This is a genomic window from Roseobacter sp. OBYS 0001, assembly GCF_019654895.1.
GTDB lineage: Bacteria > Pseudomonadota > Alphaproteobacteria > Rhodobacterales > Rhodobacteraceae > Roseobacter > Roseobacter litoralis.
The window spans coordinates 69,935-95,629 of sequence record NZ_BPES01000004.1; the positions used below are offsets into that span (position 1 = coordinate 69,935).

General features: G+C 58.4%; 21 protein-coding genes. 11 read left to right on the forward strand and 10 right to left on the reverse strand.

All coding sequences use genetic code 11. The features are described from left to right. Positions 1–169: 169 nt before the first annotated feature. Complete coding sequence (locus K5Q35_RS10250) at positions 170–1,453, forward strand: DUF3422 family protein (RefSeq protein WP_220799502.1); 1,284 nt, start codon at positions 170–172, stop codon at positions 1,451–1,453. Positions 1,454–1,534: 81 nt separating this feature from the next. Here K5Q35_RS10250 and K5Q35_RS10255 read toward each other — a convergent pair whose 3' ends face one another. The 3 genes from K5Q35_RS10255 to K5Q35_RS10265 form a co-directional block, all read right to left on the reverse strand. After that, positions 1,535–2,512, reverse strand: coding sequence for an ABC transporter permease (locus tag K5Q35_RS10255; protein ID WP_220799503.1), 978 nt, complete (start codon positions 2,510–2,512; stop codon positions 1,535–1,537). Beyond that, the gene (locus K5Q35_RS10260) at positions 2,505–3,512 is read right to left on the reverse strand and encodes an ABC transporter permease (protein ID WP_013962422.1); all 1,008 of its coding nucleotides are present in this window, start codon (positions 3,510–3,512) and stop codon (positions 2,505–2,507) included. Before K5Q35_RS10260 ends, K5Q35_RS10255 begins: the two co-directional genes overlap by 8 nt. Before the next feature lie 120 nt (positions 3,513–3,632). Next, on the reverse strand, positions 3,633–5,363 hold the full coding sequence (locus tag K5Q35_RS10265) for a peptide ABC transporter substrate-binding protein (RefSeq protein WP_220799504.1): 1,731 nt from the start codon (positions 5,361–5,363) through the stop codon (positions 3,633–3,635). Positions 5,364–5,630: 267 nt separating this feature from the next. Here K5Q35_RS10265 and K5Q35_RS10270 point away from each other — a divergent pair, with 267 nt between their 5' ends. The 5 genes from K5Q35_RS10270 to K5Q35_RS10290 all read left to right on the forward strand — a co-directional run bounded on the left by K5Q35_RS10270 (position 5,631) and on the right by K5Q35_RS10290 (position 12,034). Continuing rightward, positions 5,631–7,475 (forward strand): ABC transporter ATP-binding protein, encoded by a 1,845-nt coding sequence (locus tag K5Q35_RS10270; protein WP_220799505.1) that lies wholly within the window; start codon positions 5,631–5,633, stop codon positions 7,473–7,475. Positions 7,476–7,485: 10 nt separating this feature from the next. After that, positions 7,486–8,199: an SDR family NAD(P)-dependent oxidoreductase gene (locus K5Q35_RS10275; RefSeq protein WP_220799506.1), complete on the forward strand. Its 714-nt coding sequence runs from the start codon at positions 7,486–7,488 to the stop codon at positions 8,197–8,199. Continuing rightward, a complete protein-coding gene (gene argE / locus K5Q35_RS10280) occupies positions 8,196–9,359 on the forward strand; it encodes an acetylornithine deacetylase (RefSeq protein WP_220799507.1) in 1,164 nt (387 codons plus the stop codon). Before K5Q35_RS10275 ends, argE begins: the two co-directional genes overlap by 4 nt. Before the next feature lie 15 nt (positions 9,360–9,374). Continuing rightward, entirely contained in the window at positions 9,375–10,724 is a 1,350-nt protein-coding gene (locus K5Q35_RS10285) for an FAD-binding oxidoreductase (protein ID WP_220799508.1), read from the forward strand. A gap of 146 nt (positions 10,725–10,870) precedes the next feature. After that, on the forward strand, positions 10,871–12,034 hold the full coding sequence (locus K5Q35_RS10290) for a M20 aminoacylase family protein (protein WP_220799509.1): 1,164 nt from the start codon (positions 10,871–10,873) through the stop codon (positions 12,032–12,034). Between the two features lie 14 nt (positions 12,035–12,048). On the opposite strand, the gene K5Q35_RS10295 is transcribed toward K5Q35_RS10290, so the two are convergent. The 6 genes from K5Q35_RS10295 to glmU form a co-directional block, all read right to left on the reverse strand. Next, complete coding sequence (locus K5Q35_RS10295; protein ID WP_220799510.1) at positions 12,049–13,119, reverse strand: glycosyltransferase family 4 protein; 1,071 nt, start codon at positions 13,117–13,119, stop codon at positions 12,049–12,051. Then, complete coding sequence (locus tag K5Q35_RS10300) at positions 13,119–14,414, reverse strand: 3-deoxy-D-manno-octulosonic acid transferase (protein ID WP_220799511.1); 1,296 nt, start codon at positions 14,412–14,414, stop codon at positions 13,119–13,121. The genes K5Q35_RS10295 and K5Q35_RS10300 overlap by 1 nt, the downstream gene beginning before the upstream one ends. Positions 14,415–14,422: 8 nt before the next feature. After that, positions 14,423–15,430: a GTP 3',8-cyclase MoaA gene (gene moaA, locus K5Q35_RS10305; RefSeq protein WP_220799512.1), complete on the reverse strand. Its 1,008-nt coding sequence runs from the start codon at positions 15,428–15,430 to the stop codon at positions 14,423–14,425. Between the two features lie 93 nt (positions 15,431–15,523). Continuing rightward, on the reverse strand, positions 15,524–16,078 hold the full coding sequence (locus tag K5Q35_RS10310) for a pyridoxamine 5'-phosphate oxidase family protein (RefSeq protein WP_220799513.1): 555 nt from the start codon (positions 16,076–16,078) through the stop codon (positions 15,524–15,526). A 255-nt stretch (positions 16,079–16,333) separates the two neighbouring features. After that, positions 16,334–18,154, reverse strand: a complete 1,821-nt coding sequence (gene glmS, locus K5Q35_RS10315; RefSeq protein WP_220799514.1) for a glutamine--fructose-6-phosphate transaminase (isomerizing) — start codon at positions 18,152–18,154, stop codon at positions 16,334–16,336. Between the two features lie 2 nt (positions 18,155–18,156). Further along, positions 18,157–19,509 carry a bifunctional UDP-N-acetylglucosamine diphosphorylase/glucosamine-1-phosphate N-acetyltransferase GlmU gene (glmU, locus tag K5Q35_RS10320; RefSeq protein ID WP_220799515.1) on the reverse strand — a complete coding sequence of 451 codons (1,353 nt, stop codon included), beginning with the start codon at positions 19,507–19,509 and terminating at the stop codon, positions 18,157–18,159. A 136-nt stretch (positions 19,510–19,645) separates the two neighbouring features. On the opposite strand from glmU, the gene K5Q35_RS10325 reads away from it, so the two are divergent. The 3 genes from K5Q35_RS10325 to K5Q35_RS10335 all read left to right on the forward strand — a co-directional run bounded on the left by K5Q35_RS10325 (position 19,646) and on the right by K5Q35_RS10335 (position 22,907). Next, complete coding sequence (locus tag K5Q35_RS10325; RefSeq protein WP_220799516.1) at positions 19,646–20,311, forward strand: HAD-IA family hydrolase; 666 nt, start codon at positions 19,646–19,648, stop codon at positions 20,309–20,311. Positions 20,312–20,358: 47 nt separating this feature from the next. Then, positions 20,359–21,555: a DegT/DnrJ/EryC1/StrS aminotransferase family protein gene (locus K5Q35_RS10330; RefSeq protein ID WP_220799517.1), complete on the forward strand. Its 1,197-nt coding sequence runs from the start codon at positions 20,359–20,361 to the stop codon at positions 21,553–21,555. A 188-nt stretch (positions 21,556–21,743) separates the two neighbouring features. Next, entirely contained in the window at positions 21,744–22,907 is a 1,164-nt protein-coding gene (locus K5Q35_RS10335) for an isovaleryl-CoA dehydrogenase (RefSeq protein ID WP_044025332.1), read from the forward strand. A gap of 46 nt (positions 22,908–22,953) precedes the next feature. Here K5Q35_RS10335 and K5Q35_RS10340 read toward each other — a convergent pair whose 3' ends face one another. Then, positions 22,954–23,559 (reverse strand): OmpW family protein, encoded by a 606-nt coding sequence (locus tag K5Q35_RS10340; RefSeq protein WP_220799518.1) that lies wholly within the window; start codon positions 23,557–23,559, stop codon positions 22,954–22,956. A gap of 122 nt (positions 23,560–23,681) precedes the next feature. Here K5Q35_RS10340 and K5Q35_RS10345 point away from each other — a divergent pair, with 122 nt between their 5' ends. Further along, entirely contained in the window at positions 23,682–24,002 is a 321-nt protein-coding gene (locus K5Q35_RS10345; RefSeq protein WP_220799519.1) for a hypothetical protein, read from the forward strand. Between the two features lie 46 nt (positions 24,003–24,048). Then, on the forward strand, positions 24,049–25,653 hold the full coding sequence (locus K5Q35_RS10350) for a carboxyl transferase domain-containing protein (RefSeq protein ID WP_220799520.1): 1,605 nt from the start codon (positions 24,049–24,051) through the stop codon (positions 25,651–25,653). Positions 25,654–25,695 lie beyond the last annotated feature (42 nt).

Below are 25,695 nucleotides of genomic sequence, written 5' to 3' on the forward strand. Positions count from 1 at the left end.
CTAAGTGGTGCTAATACGGTGCTTTTCAGGCTGCGCGGGAGCGGTCTGCGGGTGAGGTTGTGTCGTCTGTATACGATTGCACTCTATTAACGCATTGAAAACTATTCAGAAAATAATTGACATCGGTTGGTTCTACGCTATCCCTCAACCTATACCGGAGATATATTTGATGCCGCCAATCGACGATCACCCGTTACGCTATAAAATGGCGAATGAACTGCATGCGCGGCCGTTTCCGTCGATGGAAGCGCCTTGTTCTGCGGCATATATTGCGATCAAGCAGCCTAACGACGCGGTCAGCCGCGATCGCCAGAAAGACCTTGATCACCTGACCATGCTGCTGGATCGCTATGGTGCGCCTCATCCGCAACCCGGTGCAACGCATTACTACGGTCAGATCGGCAAACACTGGCTCAAGTGGGAGCAGCACACGGAGTTTGTTACGTACACGGTGTTTCGCGAAAGCGCGCCCAAGCGTGCGTTTGACCCGGCAGAATTTGAGGTCTTTCCGGCAGATTGGCTTGAACAGGCGCCCGGGCAACGGGTGACATCTGTGCTGATCGACATTCGGGAGCGCCCGGAAACGGATGCTGAAATCACTGAAAATCTGGATGAATGGTTTGTGACAGAGAGTCTGGCCGCTGCCTGTGTTCTGGATAATTCAGGCGTGGTTGCAGGCGATTTTCGCATAGATCAAAATGGGCATTTGCGGTTCGCAGTCTTTGCCAACACGGGGACCACGGATCGGCGTGTCGGGCGGATCGTCCAGCGGTTGTGTGAGATTGAGACCTATAAATCCATGTCGATGCTGGGGTTCGCGCGGGTGCGGGTGTTGCAACCAAAGCTGAACACGCTCGATACTCAACTCACCAGCCTGATGAGCGCTATGTCGGACGATAAAGCCAGCGCCGAAGATACATTGAACGACCTTCTGTCCATTTCGGCTGAGCTTGAAACATTGTCGGCGCAATCCTCCTTTCGCTTTGGGGCGACCGGGGCCTATGAGGCACTTGTCAATCAGCGTATCGAAGCGCTGCGCGAGGAACGGTTTCAGGGGCGCCAGCATTTCGCCGAGTTCATGATGCGTCGCTATGCGCCGGCCATGCGCACCGTTACGTCGGCACAGGGTCGGCTCGATGCCATGTCGAGCCGGTCTATCCGGGCTTCGAACCTGTTGCGCACGCGGGTGGATGTGGAGCGGTCGGCGCAGAATCAAGCCTTGTTGGAAAGCATGGATCAACGATCGGATCTGCAATTGCGGCTGCAACGCACCGTTGAGGGGCTGTCGGTGGTTGCCATCAGTTATTATGCGGTGTCTCTGGTTGGTTACACTCTGTACCCGATGGCGCAGGCCACGGGTATAACCAAGGGCACGCTGACCGCCTTGGTTACCTTGCCGGTTGTGGCGTTTGTCTGGTGGGCCATCCGCCGTTTACGGGCCAAGGTCGAGTAGATCAGGTGTGTTTTCGGGTGCGACGCAGCGGCGCTCTTTCGGCTACGCGAAAGACGCCCCGCCCGCCGTCCCACAGCATTATCAGCGTCCGCGTATGCGCGGGTCGAGGGCGTCGCGCAGCCCATCGCCCAGATAATTGACGGATAAGACCGTCAGCGAGATCAGTATACCGGGCAGCATCACGCGCTCCGGGAATTCTTCCATCCGTGGGACGGCATCTGACAAGAGCTTGCCCCAGGTCGGGAAGTCTGACGGAAAGCCCACGCCGAGAAAAGACAGCGCGCTTTCGGTTATGATTGCCGTGGCAAGCCCGAGGGTTGCCGAGACCATGATCGGTGAGATCACATTTGGCAGCAGGTGGCGGCGTATGATCAGGAATGGTGTGGTGCCAATGGAGCGGGCGGCGAGCACAAATTCCCGTTCTTTCAGTGCGAGGATTTCGCCCCGCACGATCCGAGCTGTGGGCATCCACGACGTGATCCCGATGACGCCGACGATCAGGATGAACATCCCTCCTTCGGGACCGAAAGCGGCACGCAGCGGTTGACGAAAAAGGGTGACGGCCACCAGCAGCAAGGGCAGGATCGGAAGCGACAGGAAAAGGTCTGTGATGCGCATCAGGATACCATCAAGGCGTTTGAAGTATCCCGAAGTCACCCCGACAGCCGTGCCAATCACCAAAGACAGCACCATCGCAGCCCAGCCGACCGCGAGAGAGGCCTGTCCACCGGCAATCAGCGTGGCCATGATATCCCGGCCCAGATTGTCCGTGCCCAGCGGGCGCGACCATAGCACTTTGGCACCGCCGTCCCACAACGCGGTGTAAATGGGGCGCAGATCCTTGTTACGGATGTCGAGCGCTTTTGCGTCGACCTGCCAGATCAGCGGACCCAAGAGCACAAAAAGCGTGATGAAGGCCAGAAAGCCGCCGCCGATCAACGCGCCCTTATGCTTGCGAAACTGATCCCAGACGTCTTTCCATTGCGAGCGCGGCTCTTTTTGCGGTTCTTTATCCTTGAGCGCGCCGAAGTCTTCTATTTCTGCATTCTGATCAGTCATAGCGGATCCTCGGGTCAAGCACGCCGTAGAGCACGTCTGCGATCAGGTTGAAGAAAACGATCAGGATCGCGAAAATGAACGTTAGCGTCATGACCATCGGCAAATCGTTTGCAAAGAGGGCCGTCAGCAGCAACTGACCGATGCCGTTCACCTTGAACAGGGTTTCGGTGATGATAGCGCCGCCAAAGATGGACGGTACGCCCAAAGCAATCACGGTAATGATTGGGATCATCGAATTGCGCAGGACATGCACCATGACCACGGTGCTTTCCTTGAGGCCCTTGGCGCGGGCGGTGCGCACGTAGTCCTGATTGAGGTTGTCGAGCATTGAGGCCCGCATGAAGCGGCTGATCTGCGCGGTGGTTTGCAGGGCCAGAACCATGACAGGCATGATCATTTGTTGGAGTTGCACCTTGAAGCTGGCCCAGTCCGTGACCTGATGGGTGGTGTCATAGATCGACGGGAACCAGCCGAGATTGACCGAAAAGATCACGATGACCAGAACGCCGGAAAAGAACGGCGGGATTGAAAAACCGATCATCGATACGAATGTGCCGGCCTGATCGAAGAGCGAATACTGTTTGTAGGCAGAGTAAATACCGATTGGCAGGGCAATCAGGATACCCACGATATAAGACATGCCAACCACCCAGAGGGTTTGTGGCAGTCGCTGGATGACAATATCCATCACCGGTGAGCGGGTCTGCCAGGAGATGACGCGCAATTTGCCTTCGGAAAACGACGTGCCAAACCAGTGGTCAATCAGAACCTGCGGTTCGACCCAGAAGAACTGCACCAGCCATTTCCAATATTGCACATGGATCGGCTCACCAAGACCAAGCGCCTCACGCATCAGCTGTTTGACTTCCGGAGGCACCGTCAGGGGCACCTGCGACATCGGATCGCCTGGTGCCAGTTGCAACAGCAGGAAAATAACGATGCTGATGAAAAGCAGCGTTGGAATTGCAAGAACCAGTCGCCTGATGGTGTATGTCAGCATGCCTGCGCTTTCATTGCGTCGTTCTTGTTATCTTTGAGGACCGTCTTGCCGTCTGGCAATTACCCTGTCGCGATTGATCAGCAGGGCAGGCCGGATGGCGCTGCCCTGCTCAATTTCAAGTCACCCGTCGTTGCGGTACCAGTCGGCGATGTTCCATAGCTCGCTGTCCCAATCCGACATCTTGACCCCGCCGAGCGTATTGGCATGCGCTGACGGGCTGCCGCGGTGGATGAGCGGGATGATCGACCAGCTTTGGACAAGCATGTCGTTCATTTTCTTGGCCAGCTCACCGCGTTCGGCGAGATCGGTGGTTGTGGACATCTGTTGCACCAATGCGTCGTATTCCGGATCGCAGAAGCGTTGCATGTTGTTGCCCTGCCACTGTGTCTGCGGGCGCGGGATGTCGGCGCAGACCCAATTGCCCATATAGGCTTCGGGATCGACCCCGGCGAAGTTATTGGTGTACATCTCTACATCTGCATAGAACTTTTGGAACGTATCCGGTGAGCCCGGATCGCCGCCAAAGAAGACTGACCCGTCGATATTGCGCAACTCGGTTTCAACACCGATCTGGCGCCACCAATCCTTGATCAGGGCCTGCGTGTCCTGGCGCACGGCATTGGTCGATGTCTGGAATAGAATGGACAGTTCGACCCCATCTTTGTCGCGCGCACCGTTGCCGTTTGTATCAACCCAGCCGGCCGCATCCAGAATTGCGTTCGCGCCGTCAATGTCCTGTACGAGGCAGGCATCATTCGCGGTTGACGCATAAAGTTCGGGGGCGGGCAGAACGTTGCAGGTCGGCTGGCCGCCCGCACCATAGCCGATCTCATCGATCAGATCGCGGTCGATCGCCATCGAAAGCGCTTGTCCCACGGCAGGGTCAGTCAGGAAGGGGTGCGGGTTTTCGCCGTTCATAAAGACCGAGCGTTTGTCCGGGCCAAGCGATGGGTCGGCATTCGTTTGGTTGATCATCAACCGCTCGACTGACGTGCCATAGGCTGTGATCACTGTGCCTTTGCCAGCCTCTTCCATGCGTGACAAGACATCGGGTGCAAGCTGCAGGTTCCAGGCATAGTCAAATTCGCCTGTTTCCAGAACCGAGCGCGCAGCGGCTGCGGCATCGCCGCCACCCTTCAATGTGACTCGCGCAAAAGCGGGTTTGTTCGCGTCGCGATAGTTTTCATTCGCAACATAGATGATTACGTCGTTCGGGCGGAATTCCTCCACCACGAAAGGGCCTGTGCCGATCGGGCCGAAATTGGCTTCGGTGCACTCCGGTGCACGCGCGCCAAGACAGTCCTGAAACTGCGCTTTTTGCAGGATCGGGGCCTCAGCACCGACAAAGGCTGTGTATGGAAAAGGTTTGGGGCTGTCGAAGCTGATTTTCACGCCGCGCTCGCCCACGGCTTCCACTGAACTGATGCCGTCGAAATAGCTCAGCGATGCGCAGCCACTTTCAGGATGGGTGCAGTACTCATGTGTGAACAGAATGTCATCGGCCGTAACTGCGGTGCCGTCAGACCAAACAAGACCCTCGCGCAGCGTCCAAGTTATTGAGGTCTGATCAGCCGCCACGCCACCATTCTCAACCGTCGGGATTTCTTCGGCAAGCCAGGGGACCATCTCGCCCGCTTCGTTGAACCGCGCCAGGGATTCCAGAACAAGGCTTGCCGCTTCGTTTTCCTTTGTACCACCGGACAGGAAAGGGTTGAGCGTTGAGGGGGCCTGCCAATAAATAATGTTCAGTTGGCCATCGCGTCCCCGCTCGCCCTCATGTCCAACCGCAAGGACGGCAGGAGCAAAGCTGGCGGTCGCTATTGCGCCCATCAGTAATGTTCTCAGTTTCATAATAATCTCCAAATTGGACACCGAAATGCCGGTTCTTCCCATGCGTTCTAAACGCCTTTTTGTTGAGCGGCAGGGTGGAACCGGTTCTGCACGGCGCGCAACCGCCGGCCATTTTAAACAGGCTCCACTGAGCGCTTACGAGCATCACAGCATGTTTTTGAGAAAATGCAAGGGTTCTGATACCGCAAACAGTCCAAACGACCGTGTTAGGTTTGACAGTTGTCCATTCTTGGTCGTAGCGTCGTGTGACACTCACCAGAGGCGCATATGCTAGATCACGAACCGCAAGGCCAGGACATTCATCCGATCGCGCAGATCAAAGGTCTCAGGGTCGAATTTCAGACCAAAGACGGCCCGGTCCTCGGGGTCGAAGATGTGTCATTTGACATCAATCCGGGTGAGACCGTCTGCGTGGTGGGGGAAAGCGGGTCGGGCAAATCCGTGTCGTCGCTGTCGCTGATGCGACTGGTAGAATTCGGTGGCGGTAAAATCACCGGGGGTCAGCTTCTTTTTGACCGGGCGGAAGCGGCGGATGTGGATCTTGCAGACACAGAAGCGGAGTTAATGCGCAGCATTCGCGGCAACGAAATCGGGATGATTTTTCAGGAGCCGATGACGGCACTTAATCCGGTCTTTACTATCGGGCGGCAATTGACCGAAGGGCTGCGGCTGCACAAAAAACTCAGCAAGTCCGAGGCGGAGGCCCGCGCGCTGGAATTGCTGCGCGAAGTTCGGATACCCGAACCCGAGCGGCGCCTGACACAATATCCGCACGAGTTGTCGGGGGGCATGCGGCAGCGGGTGGTGATCGCCATGGCGCTGGCCTGCAAGCCCCGGCTTTTGATTGCGGATGAGCCGACAACAGCGCTGGACGTCACCATTCAGGCGGAAATTCTGGCGCTCATCGATCGGCTCAAGCGTGAAACGGGCACGGCGGTGATGTTCATCACCCATGATATGGCGGTGGTGGCGCAGATGGCGGACCGCGTGGTTGTGATGTTTCGCGGCAACAAGGTCGAGGAAGGCCCGGTCGAAACCATCTTCGAAAATCCGCAACACCCCTACACCAAGGCTTTGCTGGCGGCCGTGCCCAAATTGGGTGAAATGACGGGTAAGGAATTCCCCGAACCGATGAAGCTTCTGGGCCGCGAGGGCGCGCAGATCGCGCCGATCCCCGGCACCAATGAGGTCTTGCTGAGCGTCAAAAACCTGACGACGCGCTTTCCGGTCAAGGGCGGGTTTTTCCGCCGGACGGTGGCAAATGTCCATGCGGTTGAAGACTTATCGTTCAGCATAAACAAGGGTCAGACGCTGAGCCTTGTGGGCGAATCCGGCTGTGGCAAATCAACCGCAGGGCGGTCGATCCTGCGGCTTGTCGATCCGATGGCGGGTGAAATCATGCTGGGCGACAAGGACATCATGGCATTGGGCCCAAAAGGTTTGCGCGAGGCGCGTCTTGACATGCAGATGATCTTTCAGGACCCGTTTGCCTCGCTCAACCCGCAGATGCAGCTTGCCGATCAGGTGGCTGAGCCGATCCATAACTACGCCACGCTCAAAGGGCAGGCCGTCGCGGACCGGGTCGCGATGCTGTTTGACCGGGTGGAATTGCCACGCAGTTTCATGCGCCGCTTTCCACATGAGCTGTCAGGCGGGCAACGGCAACGGGTGGCGATTGCGCGCGCGCTGGCCCTGAACCCCAAGCTGATCATCGCGGACGAAGCGGTTTCCGCGCTGGATGTGTCGGTGCAGGCGCAGGTGCTGAACCTGATGATGGAACTGCAATCCGAGATGGGGATTTCGTTCCTGTTCATCAGTCACGACATGGCCGTGGTTGAGCGTGTCAGCCATCATGTCGGTGTCATGTACCTGGGCCGCATTGTGGAACTTGGGCCGCGTGCCAGTGTCTTTGAAAACCCGCAACATGCCTATACGCAGGCGCTGATGAAAGCGGTCCCGATTGCGGATCCACGTCAGCGAAAAGACGAGAAAGATTTGAATTTCAAACCGATACCGTCGCCAATCCATCCTGTCAGTTATGAGGCGCAGCCCTCGGTTTACCGCGAGGTGGCACCGGGTCACATGATCCTTGAAACCGATAGTGGCTATTAGGCCTGCGTCGATGACATCAGCCCCGGTTAAACAAAAGGTGGCGCTGGTCACGGGTGGCGCGCGTGGTATCGGGCGCGGCATTTCTGAGAATTTGATGCGCGATCACCACGTCGCGATCCTGCACAACACAACGGTGCCGGACTGGATCCCGGACACCGTGCTGGCCGTGCAAGGAGATCTGACGGATCCCGCCTTTGCACAGGTTGCGGTTGACGCGGTTCTGGCGCGATTTGGCCGAATAGATGTGATCGTGAACAATGCAGGAACGATCGTTTCATCCCCTCTTGAGACGTTCGATCCGGCCGCATACCGCACCATTTTTGATGTCAACACACTGGCGCCGCATGCGCTTTTGTCAGCGGCATTGCCGCATCTTCAGCCGGGTGCGTCGGTCATTAACATCTCATCCGTCAACGCGGAATACCCACCGCTCGGGGCCAGTCTGTATGGTGCCAGCAAGGCAGCACTTGAACTTTGGACGCGGGGCGTTGCAAAGGAACTTGGGCCGCGCGGCATCCGCGTGAATGCCGTTGCGCCGGGGGCGATTGACACGGATGAGACACCGCGCGAAGAGACGCTGAGACAGGCCTTTATCGATCTGACCGCGTTGGGACGGCTCGGCACACCGCAGGACATCGCAGCGGCGGTCCGGTTTTTGGCAAGCGATGAGGCCGCTTTTATCACAGGTAGCGTGCTTGTGGTGTCTGGAGGATACCGACTATGACGAAACGCCTTTCACCGCTGGAATTGATGCAGCAGCTTGTCGCTTTTCCAACGGTGAGCAGAGACACGAACATCCCGTTGATCGACTGGGTGGCCGACTATCTGGCCAGCCATGACATTCAAAGCCACCGCTATGTCGACCCAGAACAGCCGAAACACGCGCTTTTTGCGCATGTCGGTCCCTGGCAGGAGGGGGCGATTGTGCTGTCGGGGCATACGGATGTTGTCCCCGTTGACGGCCAGCCCTGGGACAGCGATCCGTTCGAGGTGATGGAAAAGGACGGCAAGTATTTTGGCCGCGGCACCTGCGACATGAAGGGTTTTGACGCGCTGGCCATCTGGGCACTGGTCGAGGCACAGCATGTCGGTGTGAAACGGCCCCTGCAGATTGCGCTGAGTTTTGACGAAGAGATCGGCTGCACCGGCGCACCCCCTATGATCAACGCGATGCAGCCCGTCCTGCCAAAGGGTGCGGCCGTCATCGTCGGAGAACCCTCGATGATGCAGGCTGTGTCTGGCCACAAGGGCGGCAGTGGCTTTGACACGCATATTCGCGGCTTTGAAGTGCATAGCTCGTTGATGGATCGTGGTGTGAATGCGATCATGTTCGGGGCCAAACTGATCGAGTGGGCCAATCTCACGAATGCTGCAAACCGCGACGCGGTTCCGGGCACTTTGGCGCAGGCGTTTGATCCACCCTATACCACGCTGCATGTGGGGCAGATCAGTGGCGGAACAGCGCATAATATCACCGCCAAGGATTGCTATTTTGCCATGGATTTCAGGGTGGTGCCGGGTGAAACGAAAGCGGAGTGGGAGGCGCGCTACCGCGAAGTTGTCGCCGATGTGGAGCAGCAAATGCAGGCCATCGTGCCGGAAACGTTTATCCAGCTGAGCGAACGGTTCAATGTACCAGCCCTCAGCCCCGAGGATGAAGGCGAGGCCGAAACACTGGTGCGCAGCCTGACCGGTGACAACGCAAGCCATGTTGTCAGCTACGCAACAGAGGCGGGACAGTTTCAGGAGGCCGGATACTCGGCGATCATCTGCGGGCCGGGCGATATTGCGCAGGCGCACCAACCCAACGAGTATATCACCAAAGCACAGTTTGAGGCCGGTCATGGCTTCATGCGGCGGCTGGTTGAACGGCTTTGCACGTAAGGACGGGGACGCGTGATGACCGCGGTATTTCCAATCACAGCGGCGACGCCTGTGACATTTGCTGGTGCTCTGCCTGACACGGCCGACGTTGTGGTCATCGGCGGTGGCGTGATCGGCGTGTGCACCGCGCTTTTTCTGGCGCGCGAAGGGCACCGCGTGGTGCTGCTGGAAAAGGGGCGCATCAGTGCGGAGCAGTCCAGCAGAAACTGGGGTTGGATCCGTCAGCAAGGGCGTGACCCGGACGAATTACCGATCATGAAAGAAGCCAACCAGCTGTGGCGTCAGCTGGCCGCTGAGACGAACGTCGACATCGGTCTGACCCAAGGTGGCGTCACCTATCTGGCCTCGGATGCTGCGGCGATGGCACGCTATGAGGCATGGCAAAAGATCGCATCCGATCAAGACGTGGACACGCGCATCTTGTCGCAAAAGCAAACGGATAGCCTTATCCCCAACATGTCCCGGCGGTATGCAGGTGCACTCTATACGCCCTCTGACATGCGTGCGGAGCCGTGGGTCGCGGTTCCGGCACTGGCGGGCATTGCCGTGCGCGATGGCGCGCAGATCATTGAGAACTGCGCCGTTCGCTGTCTGGATATCGAGACGGGCCGGATCAAGGGGGTTCTGACCGAGAAAGGGCGCATTGAAACGTCACAGGTTGTGCTGGCGGGTGGCGCCTGGTCATCGCTGTTTCTGGCAAATCACGGGATCAAACTGCCACAGTTATCGGTCCGCGCAACGGTTGCTGCCACAACACGGCTTCCGGTGGTTTTTCAGGGTGGGGCGGCAGATGATAAAGTCGCATTTCGTCTGCGAAAAGATGGGGGCTATACGCTTGCCCCGGGCGGATTTCATGAACTGTTCGTAGGACCAAGCGCTTTTCGATCATTGCCGAAATTCCTGACGCAGTTGCGCGCCGACCCCTTTGGCACCCGGTTTTTACCCGCTGCTCCCAAAGGCTACCCGGATGCATGGGGAACAGCGCGCCGGTGGGATGCGGATATGGTCTCGCCCTTTGAAGACATGAGAATTCTCAATCCGCGCCCGAATGCGGGTAAGGTGCAAACCATAACAGACGAATTTTCAAGACTTTTCCCTGACCTGCCGGACTTCAGGGTGTCTTGTGCCTGGGCGGGTATGATCGACACGATGCCCGATCTTGTGCCCGTTATTGATAGGGTGGCTGCACTGCCCGGATTGACCATTGGCACTGGCATGAGCGGGCACGGCTTTGGCATTGGCCCCGCCATCGGGCGCATTCTGGCGCGTTTGGCCACAGGAAGGGAAAGCGGGCATGCGTTGACGCGATTTCGGTTCTCTCGTTTCACGGATGGCAGTGCGATGGATCTCGGCCCCGCACTTTGAACGGTCGACCGCTTGCAGCTTCGACGCGGCGCCCTATGATGCCATATCGGAATGCAGGCACCGCTCATCGCACTTGCCCCACTCAGACATAGCTGCCAATGACGCTGGCACACATTGCCCCTATCGCCTTGCAGGAGAGACTTCTGATGCCCATCAAGAACCGATTTTCCGAACTTCAGCCTGAAATCGCGGCATGGCGTCAGGATTTGCATGCGCATCCCGAGCTGCTTTTTGATACGCATCGCACGGCGGGACTGGTGGCTGAAAGGCTTGCGGCCTTCGGGTGTGACGAGGTTGTGACCGGTATCGGGCGCACGGGTGTCGTTGGTGTGATCAAGGGTCGCTCTGATACATCGGGCCATGTGGTCGGGCTGCGCGCGGATATGGATGCCCTGCCGATCCCCGAAGAAACGGGTGTTGATTATGCCTCCACCGTGCCGGGAAAGATGCACGCCTGTGGGCACGACGGTCATACGGCGATGTTGCTGGGGGCGGCGAAATACCTGTGCGAAACACGTAATTTCGATGGCACTGCCGTTGTGATCTTTCAGCCCGCCGAAGAGGGCGGCGGCGGCGGTCGCGAGATGTGCGAAGATGGCCTGATGAACCGTTTCGGTATTCAGGAAGTCTATGGCATGCACAACTGGCCCGGGATTGAGACGGGCAAGTTTGCCATCCGCCCGGGCGCGTTTTTCGCTGCCACCGATATTTTCGAGATTGAGATCGAGGGCAAAGGCGGGCATGCCGCTTTCCCGCATCAGACGATTGATCCCACGGTGATCGCCAGTCACATCGTTCTGGCGGGGCAATCCATCGCCAGTCGGAGCGCGGACCCGGTCGAGCAGGTGGTCATGTCGATCACGTCCTTTGAGACCTCATCGCATGCCTACAATGTCATCCCGCAAACGGTGAAGCTGAAAGGCACGGCGCGTACCATGAGCACTGCCATGCGTGATCTTGTCGAAGAGCGGCTGACGAAAATCGTCGAAGGGACGGCGGAGAATTTTGGCGCGACGGGCCGCATCAATTATATGCGCAACTATCCCGTGACGGTGAACCATCCGGCGCAAACCGAGTTTGCCGCCGAAGTGGCCACCAAAGTTGCGGGCGATTGTGCAGACGCTGAATTGGTAATGGGGGGCGAGGATTTCGCCTTTATGCTCGAAGAGCGCCCCGGTGCCTATATCCTGATGGGCAATGGCGCGAGCGCGCGGCTGCATCATCCCGAATATAATTTCGACGACGACGCCATTCCCGCCGGGTGCAGCTGGTGGGCCGAAATCGTGGAACAACGCATGCCAGCGGCCTAGTCAGCGGCTTTGGGTCACGCGCGGCCGAGCAGGTGGTGATAGATCCTGAGAATGGACGCGGCCTCTTTTTCAATTGAAAAATTGGTGACGGCGTTTTCACGCGCGGCTTTGGCGAAATCGGCGCGCATCTCGTCATCGATCAGCAACCGCCGCAGGTTGGTTGTGATGGCGCTGACGTCATCAACGTCGACAAGATTGCCGGTTACGCCGTCCTTGATCAGCTCTTCGAATGCGCCGACGCGTGTGGCAACCACGGGCGCGCCACAGGCCATCGCTTCAAGCGGCGTCAGCCCAAATCCCTCCCAACGCTGCGGTGCGATGTATAGGTCCAGCGCCTGAAAATGCAGGGATAGCTGGTCAATCGGCACCTCATCGCGAAACAGAATCCGATCCGACAGCCCTGCAGCGGCGACTTCGTCCTTGAGGTCTTGCAGATAGGTTTTGTGTTCATCGGTGGCACGACCCATCATCAGTGCCTTGCCGTGCGGCACCTCAGAAAAGACGCTGATCATTGCTTTGACAAAAAGGTCATTGCCCTTTTGGTGACGAATACGGCCAAAACAGCCGACGAGGGGACCCTCTGGCGGCAGATCGAGTGAAGCGCGCAGGCTTTCGCGGTCTTCAACGGGGCTGAACAGGGCGCAATCGATGCCATGGTGAATCACCGTTGCCTCGCGTTCGAGGTAACCTGCGGACTTGGCGGACGTGGCGATCACCGCGTCCATCTGGCGAATGAGCCAGCGGGTAAAGCCCGTATGGCGGCGCTGCGCGGCGGAGGTGAAAAGCAGTTTCAGCCGCTTCCCCGCAAGATATTTCAACGCCAGCCCGGCCACCATTTCAACATTGCGTCGCGCATGCCAGACACGTGCCCCAGAGGGGCCGGAACGGGGCAAGCGCAGCAGCCCGAGAGGGGGCAGGTTCGGCACTTCGTCGGGCAAGTCAGGGCCAGAGGCAACAATTGCGATATCACGCGCCTGTAATGGCACAAGACGGATCACGGTTGACGTCACGCCCGAGTGACGCCGTTTGAAATTGGGCGCAATCACCTCGATCTCTTTGAGCGGTGGGATCTGGGCAGGGGGCATCAGCGCACCTCGTCTTGCAGATGAAGCGCACGGATCAGCCGCGTGGCAATCGTGCTGGTCTGGGATGACTTTCCACGCACATAATCGCGCGCGGCACGGCCCGTCGCTTCCATCAATGCGGTATCATTGAGCATCTTGTCGACCGCTTCGGCCAATTCCGCATCATCATTGACGAAGCGGACGACACCGGCTTGCGTCATCTCGGCATATGTTTCGCTGAAATTGAAAACCTCGGGTCCGGAGATGACACCGGAACCGCTCAGCGTGACCTCAAACGGGTTATGCCCGCCGATGGGTTTCAGCGATCCACCAAGAAAAATCGCGTTGGATAAAGCGTACCAATTGCCCAATTCGCCCAGAGTATCGGCGAGGTAGACGTCCCGGTTGCCCGGCAACTCGCCTTTGGACCGAATGCGGGCACTCAATCCCTGATCCTCGATCAACTGCGCGACGTCTTTGCTGCGCTCGGGGTGGCGCGGTGCCAGCAGCAACAGCAGATCCGGGTTATCCAGCAACAGCCGGGCATGCGCGCGCAGCACGATTTCCTCTTCGCCCTTGTGGGTTGAAGCGGCAACCCAAACACGTCTGCCTTTCAGGCTGGTGCGAATTTTCGCAAGCGTTTCAGGGTTTTGCTGCAAGGGGGCAGCCAGCGATTTCAGGTTGATGCCGCGCGCCACCCGATCGGCAGGGGCGTGCATATCCACCATCGCTTGCGCCATTTCGTCGTTCTGGGTCAAAATCAGATCGAACGTGCCCAGAACAAAAGCCGCGGTTTTGGGTCGCCGCTTCCATGCCTTTTGTGAGGTCTCACTCAGGCGGGCGTTCACAAGGATCATTTTCGCGCCGCTGTCCCGCGTCAGCCGCAGCATTTGCGGCCACAGCTCGCTTTCCACGAAAACCACGCAATCAGGGCGCCAGTGACGGATGAACCGACGCAAAGGACCGGGCGCATCAAGGGGGGCAAACTGGTGCACCGTGCGCGGGGGCAGGTGGTTCGCCACCATCTTGGCCGATGTGGCCGTGCCAGAGGTGATCAGAAAATTGGCGCGGGGCATTTGCCGCCCCATTTCGGCAATCAAAGACAGGACAGACATGCTTTCGCCAACCGAGGCTGCGTGAAACCAGATCAGCGGGCCCGACCCTTCGCGCATGGCGGTGGCATGCCCGAGTTTTTCGTGCGCACGCACAATGGGCACGCCCGCTGCGCGCAGCTTTCGGGTTTCGATCCAGGCAAAAAATGGGACCAGAACCGCGGTGGCACCCACATACAGATGGTAAAGCAAAGGGGGGCGCATGGCGCAGGTCAGCCGCCGGTGTGGCTCATGTGTCGCGGCATCTGGCCGTCAAGGCGCTGACGCGAGTAGTCAAAGTCATGGCCCTTGGGCTTGCGCGCGATCGCGGCCCGAATTGCCTCTTGCAGCGGGGCGTCATCCTCAGGACAGGCACGTAGCGGTGCACGCAGATCTGCGGCATCTTCTTGCCCCAGACACATGAACAGCTCACCGGTACAGGTCAGACGCACACGGTTGCAGCTTTCGCAGAAATTGTGGCTGAGCGGGGTGATGAACCCGATTTTCTGACCCGTTTCCTCCAGCCTGACATAACGTGCTGGGCCACCTGTCCGTTCGGCCAAGTCCGTTACGGTGTAATGCTCGGCGTAGCGTGCGCGCACGTCTTTGAGGGACCAATACTGGTCCAGACGGTCCTCGTTGCCAATGTCACCCATTGGCATCACTTCAATCCAAGTCAAATCAACGCCCCGCTCTGCGCACCATTCGGTAATCGTTGGCAGTTCGTCTTCGTTGAAGTTCTTCAATGCCACTGCGTTCAGTTTAACGCGCATGCCCGCTGCTTGGGCCGCATCGATGCCCCGCAGCACCTGCGGCAAGCGGCCCCAGCGCGTAATATCCGCGAATTTCTGTTCATCCAGGGTATCGAGTGAGACATTGACCCGCCGCACGCCCGCCGCATAAAGGTCGTCTGCAAAGCGTTCGAGTTGGCTGCCGTTTGTCGTCAGGGTCAGTTCTTTCAGCGTACCGGCTTCAAGGTGTCGCGACATGCGTTGGAAAAAGGTCATAATACCCTTGCGCACCAACGGCTCGCCCCCGGTGATCCGCAATTTTTCCACGCCGAGCCCCACAAATGCCGAGCACATGCGATCAAGCTCTTCGAGTGTAAGAAGCTCTTTCTTGGGCAAAAAAGTCATGTTTTCCGACATGCAATAAACACAGCGGAAATCGCACCGGTCTGTCACGGAAACACGCAGATAGGTAATGGCGCGGGCGAAGGGATCAATCAGCGGAGCATTCATACATTAACAAGTAATGATCTCGGCGCTTCGCGGCAAGCAGATAACGTCACAAGAGTAGTGCGACAACGTTGCGGGTGCCTCGTCAGAAACGGTTTATCCCTTGGCCGGTGCCAGAATGAACGTGGGATCATCGTCAATCGTGGTTTGATTGCGCGTTTCCCAATATTCTGAAATGCCGTCGGGGCCTTTGTCCTCTGCCCAGTTGGCCAACACGTCGCGCTCGCCCGCGTAGTCCATGAATGGCACCGCGTAACCGCAACTGGTTTGCACCATATCAATCGTGACGTCGTAGATCTGGCGCGCTGCGATGGACAGTGGAAATTCGGCGTTCAATGCGTCAAAATCCGTGTCGCGTGGGTGCAGGGTACGTGCACTTCCGTACGTCCTTAGGATCATGGGTTTTTTCTCAAAACCACACCACATCAAGGTCATGCGATTGATTTGTGCAAGATGCCCTGCAGTCTCATTTCCGGACCCGGTGAGGTTGCGCCAGATGATGCGGTTTGGCCCCAGAACGCGCAGACTGTCCATGCCTTTCGGTGAAACATTCACCCGACCGGCGGGGCCTGCCGTGGCGCAGAAAAAGATATGCTGCATCTCGATGAAACGCGTCAGGGTATCGTTGAGTTCTTCATATTGCGTGGCCACCGGTTTCTCCGTGTATCAGATTTGAATAATGGAAAGGGCTTCCCGTCTTGAGCTCTTCCTAGCCTGTATTGACGCATATAGCATGTTTTTTTGTCGAAGAACCGGTCGCTCGTACAGTCGGCTCAGCGATTAGCATAGCCTTCCAGCGCCCATTGTTTCAGATCCGCGTCAGGCTGCGCAGGCGGTCATTGGGGGGAGCGGGCAGACCTCAAAATTGAGCTATTTTAGATGGTTGGGGCATGCGCGACTGCTTGTCTATTCTACCGTTACGGATTTTGCCAGATTGCGCGGTTGGTCAACATCTGTGCCTTTGGCCACGGCGGTATGATACGCGAGCAATTGCGCAGGTATCGCGTAAAGGATCGGCGTCAAAACGGATGAAACCTGGGGCATTTCAATGGTTGCGAAAGCCTCTTGTCCGAACTCCGCGATCCCGGTCGCGTCCGAGACGAGGATGACCCGCCCTTTGCGCGCCATCACTTCCTGCATGTTGCTGACTGTCTTTTCAAAAAGGGCATCGCGGGGCGCCATGACCACCACCGGCACATGTTTGTCGATCAGAGCTATAGGGCCATGTTTTAATTCACCTGCTGCATAAGCTTCGGCATGTATATAGCTGATTTCCTTTAATTTTAAAGCGCCTTCTAAAGCGAGAGGATACATCAGGCCGCGCCCCAGAAACAGCACATCGCGCGCCTCGGCCAGCTTGATCGCGGCTTGGTGCATTTCCGCGTTTGCGCCAAGCGCGGTACTGACGATATTGGGCAGATCGCGCAGGTCCGACAGATGTTGCGCGAGTGTGTCAGCGTCGATCTCGCCCCGGTCCTGTGCGGCACGCAACACCAGCAGAAACAGGACCGTCAGTTGGCACGTAAACGCCTTGGTGGAAGCGACGCCAACTTCCACACCGGCATGGATTGGCAGTACCAGATCGCTTTCCCGCGCAATGGAGCTTTCGGGGACGTTGATCACGGACAGGATCGTATCGCTTTTGCCTGCGCAATAGCGCAGGGCGGCCAGCGTATCGGCAGTTTCACCGGACTGACTGACGAACAACGCAGCCGAGCGCGCCGGGATCGGCGGCTCGCGGTAGCGAAACTCCGAGGCTACATCAACTTCGACCGGGATACGCGCAATTTGCTCAAACCAGTATTTTGCGGTCAGGCAGGCGTAATAGGCCGTGCCACAGGCCACCATGGTCAAGCGGTCGATGGCGGTGAAATCAATATCGGGTTTGGGTAGATTAATCTGCCCATCGCTGGTCACATAGTGCCCCAATGCCTGCGCGATAACAGCAGGCTGTTCGGCGATTTCCTTGGCCATGAAGTGTTTGTGACCGGCCTTGTCGATGCGGGTATTGTCGATCTGGATGGTCTTGACGGCGCGCGTTACGGGGTTTCCTTCAGCGTCGGTGATCTGCAGGCTGGTGCGTGTGACGACAGCGCGATCGCCTTCTTCGAGATAGGTGATTTCATTCGTCATGGGGGCGAGGGCGATCGCATCGGAGCCGACAAACATCTCGCCTTTGCCATGTCCGATCGCGAGCGGCGAGCCTTTGCGCGCGGCGACAATCAGATCGTCTTCACCATCAAAAAGGAAAGCCAGTGCAAAGGCCCCGCGCAGTTTATCCAGCGCTTGGAAAGCTGCATTTACAGGGCTTTGACCCTTGGACATGAAGTGTTGTGTCAGCAGTGCGACGGTTTCTGTGTCTGTTTCCGTGACAAATTGAACGCCGTTTTCAGCCAACTCTTCACGCAGTTCGCGGAAATTCTCGATAATACCATTGTGCACAACAGCCACAGGCCCCGCCTGATGGGGGTGGGCGTTCGTTACGGTCGGCGCGCCGTGGGTGGCCCAGCGGGTATGGCCAATGCCCGACTTTCCGACGAGCGGCTCATGTACCAGCAAATCTGACAGGTTCACCAATTTGCCAACCGCGCGCCGCCGCTCCAGATGCCCCGCGTTAACGGTTGCGATGCCCGCGCTGTCATAGCCGCGATATTCCAACCTTTTGAGCGCGTCGACAAGGATTGGCGCTGCTTCATGGTTACTTAGTACGCCAATGATACCACACATAGTCAGCTGCCTCTCTGTTGCTTGGCCTTTTTAACCTTCAACAAGTTAATCAGTTTTGTAGCCATACCGGGTTTTTCGATTTGCGGGGCGCGCGAAAGAGCCAGCGCTTCTGGCTCCACATCGGACGTGATTACCGACCCGCTGCCCGTCATGGCGTGATCGCCGATCTGCACAGGGGCAACCAGCATCGTGTTCGAGCCGATAAAGACGTGGTTGCCGATCTCTGTGTGGTGTTTCAACACACCGTCGTAGTTACAGGTGATCGTGCCGGCGCCCACGTTTGTGTGTTCGCCCAAAGTCGCATCGCCGATGTAACTTAGGTGATTGATTTTCGTGCCGGTTCCGATGCGGGCGTTCTTGACCTCAACGAAGTTGCCGACGCGCACGTTCTCGCTCAGTTCCGCGCCGGGGCGCAGGCGCGCGTAAGGGCCGACGATGCTGCCCCGCGCCACATGGCAGCCTTCGAGGTGCGAAAATGCGCGGATGGTTGCGCCAGACTCGACGGTCACGCCAGGGCCAAAGACGACATTCGGCTCAATAATCGTGTCGCGTCCCACCACCGTGTCGAAGGCGAAATGAACGGTTTCGGGGGCGGGCAGGGTCACGCCATTTTCAAAGGCGTCCGCGCGGGCGCGGTTTTGAAATGCAGCCTCTGCCGCCGATAGTTCCGCGCGCGAATTGATGCCCAGCGTCTCGCTTTCGTCGCATGTGACAACGGCTGTTTTCAGCCCGCGCGACCGGGCGATGCCAACGATATCGGGCAAATAGAATTCGCCGGCAGCATTGTCATTGTCCACCGCTTGCAGCAAATCAAACAAGAGCGTTCCATTGCAGGCCACAACGCCGCTGTTGCACAGGGTGATTTTGCGCTCTGCCTCACTGGCATCCTTGAACTCCACAATGCGATCCAGCTGCGTGCCATCCATGACAAGCCGCCCATAGCGTGCAGGATCTGCTGCCTCGAACCCCAGAACGACCACGTCTGAGGAGCGTTGTGCGTCACAAATGGCCGATAGGGTCTCGGGGCTGACGAAGGGCGTGTCCCCAAAGAGAACGATCACCGTGCCGTCAAATCCTTTGAGCACTTCCTGTGCCTGTTTCGCGGCGTGCCCGGTTCCGAGCTGTTCGTTTTGCTCGACAATAATGGCGGAGGCGTCATGCGACAGCGCCGCTTTCCGGACAAGTTCCGCGACGTGACCGGCGACAATCACCGTATGACTTGGCCCTAGACTGGCCCCTGATTGCATGGCGTGAACAAGCAGCGGCGCGCCCGCAAGCGGGTGCAGGACCTTGGGCAGGTCCGAATTCATGCGCGTGCCTTTGCCCGCTGCAAGGATGACCAGAGCTGTTTTCATGCGAATTCTCTTTGTGTTCTGTTGCCGGTCTGTTTATCCGCTAAATCGCGCGGCGCAAGCCACGGGGGGATCAAAGAAGATTGCGGCTTGCAATAAAGCTGCGCGCTTTCTTGCGATAATAGAGGTAAGTTAACAAATGAAGACCGTCATTTTCGACCTGGATGGCACGCTTGCTGACACCAGTGGTGATCTGATCGCAGCGGCCAATACCTGTTTTCGCGACATGGGCGCGGGTGATCTGCTGAAACCTGACGTTGATCAGGGAACGGCTCTGCGCGGTGGCCGGGCAATGCTGCGCCTTGGCATGGCGCGTTTGGGTCGGCCCGAGGATGAGGCAACGATTGACCGTTATTACCCAGTATTGCTTGAGGCATATGGCGCGCAGATTGACCAGTTCACGACGGTCTATCCCGGGGCGATGGATGCAATCGAAGTGCTAAAGCTGCGTGGGTATGGTGTTGGCATCTGTACCAACAAGCCGGAAGGGCTGGCGCAGATATTGCTGCAGAACCTCGGTATTCGGGACAACTTTGCCTCGCTTGTAGGGGCGGATACGCTGCCTGTGCGCAAGCCCGACCCCGAACCGCTTTTTGAAGCGGCACGGCGCGCGGGGGGCGATCCGCGCCGCTGTGTGCTGATTGGCGATTCCGATACCGACCGAAATACAGCGCGCGCGGCGGGGGTGCCAAGTGTGTTGGTCACTTTTGGCCCTGCGGGGGGGGATATGGCTGCGCTTGAGCCTGAGGCGCTGCTGGAACATTATGATGCGTTGCCCGATATGGTGGACAGGCTTCTGTCTTGACGCGCGGGGGCGCAGAGGCCACTGTTTTTGCAAGGGAGACCAAGGCAATGAGCGAAAAATTCACCGGCAGCTTTACCCAGCAGGACCCAATTCCCGAAGCGGGTATCGAGGCCGCCCTGGCGGTGCTGCGGCATGGTCGATTGCACCGCTATAACACAGCCGAGGGTGAAATATGTGAAACGGCGCTGCTGGAGCAGGAATTTGCGGCTTGTGTCGGTGCGAAATACTGTTTGGCCGTGGCATCAGGTGGGTACGCCATGGGCACTGCCCTGCGCGCCCTTGGGGTCAAGCCGGGTGACAAGGTACTGTCAAATGCTTTTACGCTGGCGCCCGTGCCCGGTGCGATTGCCTCGGTTGGCGCAGAGCCGGTATTTGTCGGTGTGACCGAGAGCCTGACCATCGACCTTGAGGATTTGCAGACCAAAATCGGGCAGGCGGATGTTCTGCTGCTCAGCCATATGCGCGGGCACATCTGCGACATGGATCTGTTGATGGCGATTTGTGACGGGGCAGGCGTAAAAGTGATCGAGGATTGCGCCCACACGATGGGCGCGGCGTGGAAAGAGGTGCCATCGGGCCGGTTTGGGGCCGTGGGCTGCTATTCCTGTCAGACGTATAAACATGTGAACTCCGGTGAGGGTGGGTTTCTGGTCACGGATGATCCAGAGATCGCGGCGCGGGCGGTGATGATGTCGGGCAGCTATATGCTCTATGAACGCCATCTGGCGGCGCCACCCAAGGAAGCCTTTGAAACGATCCGCTATGAGACGCCGAATATCTCGGGGCGCATGGACAACCTGCGTGCGGCGATCCTGCGCCCGCAGGTGGCCGATCTTGATGCCCAATGCCGGCGCTGGAACGAACGGTATTACACGCTGGAGAAGGGTTTGCGCGATACGCCGGGTCTGCAGGTGATCGAACGCCCTGCGCAGGAGAAGATTGTCGGATCTTCCATCCAGTTCCTGTTGCGCAATTGGCCTGCGGATGCGGTGCGCGACGTCGTGGCGCGCTGCGCGGCGCGCGGGGTTGAGTTGAAGTGGTTCGGCGCACCCGAACCTGTCGCCTTTACCAGCCGCTATGACAGTTGGCGCTATGCGAAACCTGCGGCAATGCCTGCGACGGACCTGATATTGGCGGGTGTTGTCGACATGCGGGTGCCGCTCACGTTCTCGCTGGAGGACTGTGCGCTTATTGCTGAGATTATTCGCGCTGAAGTCGGGTTGGTCTATCAAAAGGCTGCGTGATCCAGCGGCGCAGGCGGCTGCGCCGCCTGCATTCTTTTCTATTTGGTTTTGGGCGTGGGCCCAAAACGGCCAGTCGCGAGGGCTGCGGTCTAAAGAGGTGTGTCGCTTGACCGAAAAACAGGCCAAGACTACGGTGCGGCGTGACACTTAAAAATGCCGAGCAGTCGGTTTTTCGGAAGGCTTATGTGATGTTTAATGCAGCGATGCAGTTTGATCTGGGCGAGGATGCAAATGCGTTGCGCGACATGGTGCACCGCTGGGCGCAGGAGCGCGTGGCGCCACTGGCTGCTGAGATTGATGAAAAGAACGATTTTCCCGCTGATTTGTGGCGCGAGATGGGCGATCTGGGCCTTTTAGGGATCACGGTAGATGAGCAGTTCGGCGGCGCGGGAATGACCTATCTGGCGCATACGATTGCCATTGAGGAAATCGCGCGGGCCAGTGCGTCCGTGTCGCTCTCTTATGGGGCGCATTCAAACCTGTGCGTCAATCAGATCAACCTGAACGGGACCGCTGCGCAAAAAGAGAAATACCTGCCCAAGCTGATTTCCGGCGCGCATGTGGGCGCTTTGGCCATGTCAGAGGCCGGGGCGGGGTCTGATGTCGTATCGATGAAATTGCGTGCAGAAAAACGCAACGATCATTATCGCCTGAACGGCAACAAATACTGGATCACCAATGGTCCCGAGGCCTCCACCCTAGTGGTCTATGCCAAGACCGATCCTGACGCTGGGGCGCATGGCATCACGGCCTTCATTGTTGAAAAGGAGATGGCCGGTTTTTCTACATCCCCGCATTTTGACAAGCTGGGCATGCGGGGATCGAACACGGCCGAGTTGATCTTTGACGATGTGGAAGTTCCGTTTGAGAACGTGCTGGGCGAAGAGGGTCGCGGGGTCGCGGTTCTCATGTCGGGGCTGGATTACGAGCGCGTGGTTCTGGCAGGGATCGGGACGGGCATCATGGCGGCATGCATGGATGTCGTAATGCCCTATCTGGCCGAGCGCAAACAGTTCGGCAAGCCGGTCGGGAGCTTTCAGCTGATGCAGGGCAAGATTGCGGATATGTATACGGCGATGAACTCCGCGCGCGCCTACGTCTACGAGGTCGCAAAAGCCTGCGATCGGGGGGATGTGACGCGGCAGGATGCGGCTGCCTGCTGCCTTTATGCCTCCGAAGAGGCGATGAAACAGGCCCATCAGGCGGTGCAGGCCATGGGCGGTGCGGGGTTTCTGGCCGACAGCCCGGCGGCACGGTTGTTCCGCGATGCCAAGCTGATGGAAATTGGCGCAGGAACCTCTGAAATCCGCCGTATGCTGGTGGGGCGCGAACTGATGGCGGCGATGGCCTGATCCGGTGGTAACGACCGGGTCAGGCAGTACTGTCGCGCAGCAGTTTTCAGAACCTGTGCACGTAGGAGACACCGACCAGCACGGGGTCAATCTCGGCGGTGCCTATTTTGCTGCCGTTGAGCTCTGCGTCGGCGTCGATGTCAAACCAGCGTACGTTCAGCCGGATCGCACCGGCGTCGCTGATCATGTAGTCGAGACCGGCCTGCAGGGAAAAGCCAAAGGAGTTATCAAGCTCAAGGTCGCCCAGCCCGGAGTCCTCTTCGAAAAAGACCGTGTAGTTCAGACCCGCACCCACATAGGGTTTCCATGCGCTGTTGGTGGGGAAGTGGTAGTTCAGCGACAGGGTGGGCGGCAGGTGTTTGGTGCTGCCCGCGTCACCGATACCGTCAATGGAGATGTCGTGTTTGAACGGCGTTGCGACAAGCAATTCAAGCCCGATGTTGTTTGCGATGAAATATTCGACGGTAAAGATGGGACGGGTGTCATCACCTATGTCGGCCTCTCCCCCGGCGAGGGTGCCGTTGCCGGATTTCGGGTTGACGTTGCCAAAGCCGAACGCAACGGTCCAATCCCCTTGCGATTGCGCAACGACCGGTCCCGCCACAATGGCGAGCGCGCTGGAGAGAAGGATGGCTTTGAGAGTGTGTGTCATGGTTTTGCGTGCCTTTCAGAGTTTAGCGTGGCCCCTATGGCATCAGCGAACAGCCCCTTCATTGACATGGGTCAAACCAATGTGCCGCCTGTGGGTTTTAGCGTTGAAACGGGCGCGGTATAATGCCGCGCTGGGTGTGGTTTGTTCCTTTCGGGGCTTTGGTGCTGGCGCTGGCTGTTTGGGGGTTTCGTCTTGGCTGGATACGCGCCACACTCACGGAGACGCATGTTATCGAAACCTATGCGGCGCGCTATCTCGAAAGGGGCGGTGAGGGCGCGCGGATCACGGATTGTTCGGCGCAGCCGGGCCGGGTTGCCCCGGTTTGGATCGTCGTAAGCTGCACGGGGCCGGATAGGGTGCGTTTTGACTTTCCCGTTGATCGGATGGGGCGTTTGTTGAAACTGGCGCCTGATCCTCAACGGCTGGAAGCGCCGGAGACATGAAAGACCGAAGTCGGGGATCGAAACATGCGAAAGCAAAGGACTTGAGATGAAATTGGTGTCGCAGGCTGTTTCAGGCTCTGACGTTTTCAAGACAAACCGGGCCGCGCATCTTGAGGCGTTGGAAGCGGTTTCTGCTGTCGCACAGGCGGCGGCACGCGGGGGCACGGACGCGGCGCGTGCGCGTCATGTCTCGCGCGGAAAGATGTTGCCGCGTGACCGGGTTGCGGGTCTGCTTGATCCGGGCAGTGCCTTTCTCGAGATCGGCGCAACAGCGGCGCATGGGCTTTATGATGGCGCAGCGCCTGCGGCGGGGGTGATCGCGGGCATCGGGCAGGTATCCGGGCAGCAGGTTATGATTCTGTGCAACGATGCGACGGTCAAAGGGGGAACCTATTATCCCCTGAGTGTCAAAAAGCACCTGCGCGCCCAGGAAATCGCCGCCGAGAACCATCTGCCCTGCATCTACCTTGTCGACAGCGGCGGGGCCAATCTGCCAAATCAGGACGAGGTCTTTCCGGACCGGGACCACTTTGGCCGCATCTTTTACAATCAGGCGCGGATGTCTGCGGCAGGCATCGCACAGATCGCCGTGGTCATGGGGTCCTGCACGGCAGGCGGTGCCTATGTGCCGGCGATGTCGGATGTCACAATCATCGTCAAGGATCAGGGGACTATTTTTCTGGCCGGCCCACCGCTCGTAAAAGCCGCCACAGGCGAAGTGGTGAGCGCCGAAGACCTTGGTGGCGGCGATGTGCACACGCGGTTGTCGGGCGTTGCCGATTATCTGGCGGAGGATGACGCCCATGCGCTTGCATTGGCGCGCCGCGCCGTGGGCGCGCTGAACCGGACCCGACCGGCGAGCGTTGATTGGGCCACGCCAGAGCCCCCCGCCTATGATCCCGAAGAGATTCTTGGCGTTGTGCCTGCCGATTTGCGCACGCCCTATGACATACGCGAGGTCATCGCGCGGCTGGTGGATGGCTCACGGTTTGACGAGTTCAAGGCGCGCTTTGGTGAAACACTTGTGACCGGCTTTGCGCATCTGGACGGATGCCCGATCGGGATCATCGCCAACAACGGGGTGCTGTTTTCGGAATCGGCCCAAAAGGGCGCGCACTTCATTGAGCTGTGCACACAGCGCGGTATTCCTCTGGTATTTTTGCAAAATATCACCGGGTTCATGGTCGGGCGGCAGTATGAAAACGAAGGGATTGCGCGGCACGGGGCGAAAATGGTCGCGGCTGTGGCCTGTGCCAATGTGCCAAAGATCACCATGCTGGTTGGTGGTTCGTTCGGGGCGGGCAACTACGGCATGGCCGGGCGGGCCTATTCGCCGCGGTTTCTGTGGACCTGGCCCAACAGCCGTATTTCGGTCATGGGCGGGGCGCAGGCTGCGGGGGTGCTTGCCACCGTCAAACGCGACGCCATTGAACGGGCGGGCGGGTCGTGGTCGCCCGAGGAGGAAGCCGCCTTCAAACAGCCCACCATTGATATGTTTGAGGAACAAAGCCATCCGCTTTATGCCTCAGCGCGGCTCTGGGATGACGGGATCATTGATCCGCGCAAAAGCCGTGAGGTGCTGAGCCTGTCTTTGTCTGCCGCGCTCAACGCCCCTATCGAGGAGACACGCTTTGGCGTTTTCAGAATGTAGCCGGAGGGCTAGGCGCGCGGCAATGGCGTCACGCTCGGTGGT